This window comes from Bradyrhizobium sp. P5_C11_2 (genome assembly GCF_054049755.1).
Genome location: NZ_JBFULT010000518.1, coordinates 1 through 5,429 on the forward strand (window position 1 = coordinate 1; position 5,429 = coordinate 5,429).

Here is a 5,429-nt window from a genome sequence, read left to right on the forward strand (position 1 = left end):
GCTCAACTGGGCCTATGCAGCGACCCTTTCGGTCCTGCTGCTGGCAACGGCGCTCGCCATCATCGCGGCTTTCTATCGGCTGCCTGGTGTCGGCCATACGCTCCGAACGAGCGCACGATGACAGTCGCCCGCGTGCTGCCGGCGATGCTCGTAGGCCTCATCCTCATGTTCCTCGCCTTGCCCATCGTCGTCGTGATGGTGGTCTCGTTTTCTTCGGCGACTTACCTGACGTTTCCACCGCCGGCCTTCGGGTTGCGCTGGTACAGCGTCTATTTCGCCAGCGACGATTGGTTGCGCTCGACCTGGCTCAGCCTCTGGGTCGCAGCCTCCGTGGTCGTGCTGGCGACGCTACTCGGTACGCTGGCAGCGCTTGGCATCGCCCGCCTGCCCAAAGCACTCCGCGTTCTGGCCTCTGCGCTGATCCTGTCGCCGTTGATCGTGCCGGTGATCGTCGTGGCCATCGGCATCTACTACGCCTTCGCCCGTTACGGCTTGGTCGGCACGCCGGCCGGCCTGATCTTCGCCCATACCTGTCTTGCGGTACCCTTCGTCGTCACCAGCGTGAACGCCAGCCTCGCGGGCATCGACCCCCGCCTGGAGCAGGCAGCGCTTAGCCTCGGCGCCACACCCACCGGCACTTTTTTCCAGATCACGCTGCCACTGATCCGCCCCGGCGTTCTGGTCGGCGCCCTGTTCGCCTTTATCACATCGTTCGATGAGCTGGTCGTTGCGCTGTTCATATCCGGCTCCGGCGCGGTCACGCTGCCGCGCCGCATGTGGGACGATTTGCTCTATCAGATTGAACCAACCATCGCAGCGGTCTCAACCCTGACCATCGTGCTGACGGTCGTGTTGATGGGCTGCGCCCACCTCCTTGGAAAACGAGCGGCCGCTTGACCTTGGCCCAGCCGAGACGCCGCGTGCAATTTGACCGGGCGTGAGGTTACGTCTGGCGACCGAGCAAGGCGAGCAAGCCGTACACAGGAATCTTTGCGGCGCTGCTTGATTCAGGTTTCCTCGAAAACATCCCTTTCAGGCGGACGATCGGAGGAAATATCGCAGATCTGCGCCATGTCGGGAAAGGCGCTAGCGGTCTCCCGCTACCAAGACTGCGATTTTGCATTCCAAACTACGATTTTGTACGATTTCTTACCCTAAGATGGTAGCGCCCCAGCCGCATCGACGCAGGTTTATAGCCGGGTGACCGCTAATGGCGCAAATCGGCCGCTTCGGTCATCGATGCATAATTTGTTTGAGGAATGCGCGGGTTCGATCCTGCTTCGGATCCGAGAAAAAATCGGCCGGCACGCCTTCCTCGATGATCCGGCCGGCATCCATGAACACCACGCGGTCGGCGACCGTGCGCGCGAAGCCCATCTCATGGGTGACGCAGACCATGGTCATGCCTTCGCGAGCGAGGCCGACCATGACGTCGAGCACCTCCTGGATCATTTCCGGATCAAGCGCCGAGGTCGGCTCGTCGAATAGCATGATCTGCGGTTTCATGCACAGCGCACGCGCGATGGCGACGCGCTGCTGCTGGCCGCCGGAGAGCTGGTTCGGATATTTATCGGCCTGTTCGGAGATCCGCACGCGCTCAAGAAAATAGCGCGCGACCTCGTCAGCCTCCTGCCTGGTTGCGCCGCGTATCTTGCGCGGCGCGATGGTGAGGTTCTGCAGCACAGTCAGATGCGGAAACAGGTTGAACTGCTGGAATACCATGCCGACATCGCGGCGGACCACGTCGACATTGCGCGTCGAGTGATCCAGCTCGATGCCATTGACCATGATGCGGCCGTCGCGATGTTCTTCCAGCCGGTTAATGCAACGGATCATGGTCGACTTGCCGGACCCCGAAGGCCCGCAGATCACGACGCGCTCGCCGCGCGTTACCGTGAAGTCGATGTCCTTGAGCACCTGGACGTCGCCATACCATTTGGTGACGCCGGACATCTGAATGATCGGCGCGGACGTTTCTGCAGGCGCTTGCACCATGGTGCTCTCCGAAACGTTGCTCATGACGCCATCCAGCCGCCATCGACGAGGATGTTTTCGCCGGTCATGAAAGTGGCCTCGTCGGAGGCCAGAAACAGCGCCGCATTGGCGACGTCGTCGGGGCGGCCCAGCCGCGGCATCGGCGTGCGGCTGGTGGAGTAGTCCATCCAGCGCGGCTCTGCAGCACGGCCCGGTTTGCCGGTGACGATCTTGCCGGGCGCGACTGCGTTGCAGATGATGTGATCCTTCGCGTAGTCCGCCGCGATCTGCCGCGTCATGTAGACGACCCCGGATTTGGAGGTGCCATATGCGATGTCTTCCGGGCAGGCGATCATACCGTGCTGAGAGGAGATGTTGACGAGGCGGCCGCGGGCCTCGTTGCGGATATCCTGCGTCAGCATCTGGTTGACAGCGGCGCGCGACATCAGGAATACGCCGGTGAGATTGACCGCCAGCGTCCTGTCCCATTCGGCGAGGCTGGTGTCGGTCAGACGCTTGCCGGTGCCGATGGCGGCGTCGTTGACGAGCACGTCGAGGCGGCCGTAGCGCGCAACGGTCTGTTGGACGGCGCGGACGGTATCGTCCTCCGAGGCCACGTCGATCTGGATGAAATCGACCTCATAACCGTCTGCACGCAGCAGATCCAGTGTCGGAGCGCCGCCCTCGCGCACGTCCATGGTGAGATCCGCGAGCATGAGTCTCGCGTCCTCGGCAGCAAATCGGCGGGCGATGGCGCGGCCGATGCCCGAGGAGGCGCCGGTGATCAGGACGGATTTTCCAGCCAGACGTTTGCTCATGCGGGTTCTCCTGCCTGCGGCAACCAGCCGAGATAGTCGTGTGCCGCATCTTCCAGATGAAATTGAGGCTTGAAGCCGGCATCCGCGGCCAGGCGTGCAATGTYCAGCGGCGCACGGTCCTTCGGCAGGCCATAGATCACGTTGCCCTCCGCCTCGATCTCCGCCATCCGCCAGCGGAAGCCGGGCATGTGCGTCGCGATGATCTCGCACCATCGTGGCAGATCGGACAGCACACCGCCGCTAACGTGATACGTGCGGTGGTTCAGCGCGTCGGAGGCGCTCACCCTCGCGACGCCGAGGGCGGCGTCACGGGAATAAATCCAGTCGCCGGCCATGCTGCGCGGGAGAATCGCTTCACGGCCGTCGAAGGCCATGCGGAGCACTTGATAATGCGGGCTCAGCGCATCGCGGACACCGGTCTGCAATTCCCATGGGCCAAAGACCGGCCCGAGCCGAATCACCCGCACATCGAGGTTGTGAAGGTCGGCGATCCGCAGCGCCGCCTGTTCCGATGCAAGCTTTGTGATGCCGTAGAGCGTGGCCGGTGCCGGCGGCGACAAATCCTCCTCGAACAGGCCCGACGCAGCCGGTTGCGAGAAGCCGTACACTGCGACCGAGCTGAGCACGGTGACGCGCTTGATGGCGGGCCGCAATGTTACGCGTTCGAGCAGATTGACGGTGCCGCCGATATTGACATCGACGATCTGGCGCGCAGCGTCATGCTCGCGCTGCGCATTCGGCGTCATCGCGGCGGTGTGGATCACGCGGTCGATGCCGGCAGTATTCAACGCGCGGTCGACGTCATCGGCGCTTGTGACATCGCCGGTGACCAGCGTGGCGCCGGCGAGTTCGGGACGCACCAGCATGTCGTGGCCGGGTGCTGAGAGATCGAAAAGGATGACGGTCTCGCCGTCGGCGATCAGGCGCTCGGCGAGCGCGAGCCCGATGAAGCCGCTGCCGCCGGTGATCAGTGTGGTCATGTTAGCGAGCTTTCAGTGCTTGCCGCTCCAGCCGCGCCACCCAGCGCGCGAACGGATACAGGATGACGAAGAAAATCACGGCGGCCGCCATCAGCGGCGTCGGGTTGTAGGTCTGCTCCTGGGCGACGCGGGCTGAGCGCAGCAGTTCAGGCAGCGCGACCAAGGCGGCAATTGGTGTCGCCTTGACGAGTTCCAGTGAATTGCTGGCGAGCGGCGCCAGCACGTTGCGGATCGCCTGCGGCAGCACGATGGAGAACACCACATGCAGCGGCTTGAAACCGAGCGCCCGGGCAGCCTCGGTTTGGCCGTGGGGTACGGACAGGATGCCGGCGCGGAAGATCTCGCCGTAATAGCCGGAATTGTTGAGTACGATGGCCAGTACCGCCGCGGTGAAGCCGCCGAGCGTCAGGCCCAGAAACGGCATGCCGTAGAAGATCAGGATCAGCAGCACCACCACGGGAAACGACCTGAACAGGTCGATATAGATCAGCAACGCGATATTCACCCAGCGGTTCTTGAAGCTGTACAGCACGGCGATGGCGAGGCCGGCGAGAATGCCGAGCGGCAGCGCCACCGCCGCGAGCCAGACTGTATAGATCAGCCCCTGCAGCAGCAGCGGATAGACCCGCAACAGCGACTCCCAGTTGGCGAAATTGTCCAGGAAATCCTGCATGCGATCCGCTCACCGTCCCGTGCTGTAGCGATATTCGATCCACCGGCTGGCGATCACCAGCGGCAGGAAGAAGGTGAGGTAGAACGCCGCGGCCAGCGTCAGCGGCGAGGGATTGGCGACCAACGCCATCACGCTCTGCGCCTGTCCGAGCGTTTCCGGGAGCGACACGGCGGTGCCGAGCGCCGTGCCCTTGCTGATGGAGATGGCGCGATTGGTCAGAAGCGGGATAGCGAGGCGAATGGCCTGCGGCAGGATGATGGTGACCAGCGTCCGCAGCCGGCTGAAGCCGAGCGCGCTGGCGGCGTCCCACTGTCCGCGCGGCAGCGCCACGATCGCGGACCAGAAGATCTCGGTGGAAAAGGCCGACAAGACCATGCCGAGCGCCAGCACAGTGGTCGCGAAGGGGGACAGCGCCGGGCCGAGATAAGGCAGGCCGAAATAGATGAAGACGATCACGACGAGCTGTGGCAGCGTACGCAGCACGTCGACATAAGCGGTGATGAAGAAATTGACCGGACGCAGGTTGGCGCAGCGCAGCAGTGCCAGCGACAGGCCGGACAGCGTGCCGCAGACAATAATCAAAAGCGATACGATGACCGTCGTGCGAAAGCCCGCGAGCACCTGGGGGAAGGCGCGCGCGATGACCTCTGCATTGAAGTAGTATTCGACGATCCGGTCCATCGGGTCTCCGCCAACCGCGGTCGGACCGGCTTGGCGCCGGTCCGGTGTTCACACCTAGCTACCTGCACGCCGGAACGTGCGAGGTGGGCTCGAAACCCTTGAAGCCGGGAGGGCCATAGCCGAAATACACAGTGTCGATGGCCGAGCCGGCATCGGGCGCTACGCCATACCATTTCTCGTGCAGCTTGCGCAGGCGGCCGTCCAACTTCATGCATTCGATGATCGCCTCGACCTTGTTGCGATACTCGGTGTCTTCCAGGCGGAACGCATAGGCGAAGTTGCGGCCGTTGAAGTCCTTGAAAC

At 63.3% G+C, this 5,429-nt stretch carries 6 protein-coding genes and 1 pseudogene; 1 reads left to right on the forward strand and 6 read right to left on the reverse strand.

The annotated features are described in order from the left end of the window. The first annotated feature begins 117 nt into the window (after positions 1-117). Positions 118-897, forward strand: a complete 780-nt coding sequence (locus ACXJL8_RS32715) for an ABC transporter permease (protein ID WP_456621874.1) — start codon at positions 118-120, stop codon at positions 895-897. Between the two features lie 336 nt (positions 898-1,233). Here ACXJL8_RS32715 and ACXJL8_RS32720 read toward each other — a convergent pair whose 3' ends face one another. The 6 genes and pseudogenes from ACXJL8_RS32720 to ACXJL8_RS32745 all read right to left on the reverse strand — a co-directional run. Further along, the gene (locus ACXJL8_RS32720) at positions 1,234-2,019 is read right to left on the reverse strand and encodes an amino acid ABC transporter ATP-binding protein (RefSeq protein ID WP_456621873.1); all 786 of its coding nucleotides are present in this window, start codon (positions 2,017-2,019) and stop codon (positions 1,234-1,236) included. Further along, entirely contained in the window at positions 2,016-2,792 is a 777-nt protein-coding gene (locus ACXJL8_RS32725) for an SDR family NAD(P)-dependent oxidoreductase (protein WP_247990262.1), read from the reverse strand. Before ACXJL8_RS32725 ends, ACXJL8_RS32720 begins: the two co-directional genes overlap by 4 nt. Then, positions 2,789-3,772 (reverse strand): NAD-dependent epimerase/dehydratase family protein, encoded by a 984-nt coding sequence (locus ACXJL8_RS32730; RefSeq protein WP_456686280.1) that lies wholly within the window; start codon positions 3,770-3,772, stop codon positions 2,789-2,791. Before ACXJL8_RS32730 ends, ACXJL8_RS32725 begins: the two co-directional genes overlap by 4 nt. 1 nt (position 3,773) lies before the next feature. Continuing rightward, entirely contained in the window at positions 3,774-4,445 is a 672-nt protein-coding gene (locus tag ACXJL8_RS32735) for an amino acid ABC transporter permease (protein WP_456621870.1), read from the reverse strand. Positions 4,446-4,454: 9 nt separating this feature from the next. Next, positions 4,455-5,126, reverse strand: coding sequence for an amino acid ABC transporter permease (locus ACXJL8_RS32740; protein ID WP_247990265.1), 672 nt, complete (start codon positions 5,124-5,126; stop codon positions 4,455-4,457). A gap of 58 nt (positions 5,127-5,184) precedes the next feature. Continuing rightward, positions 5,185-5,429, reverse strand: a pseudogene (locus ACXJL8_RS32745) (substrate-binding periplasmic protein); the annotation flags it as partial.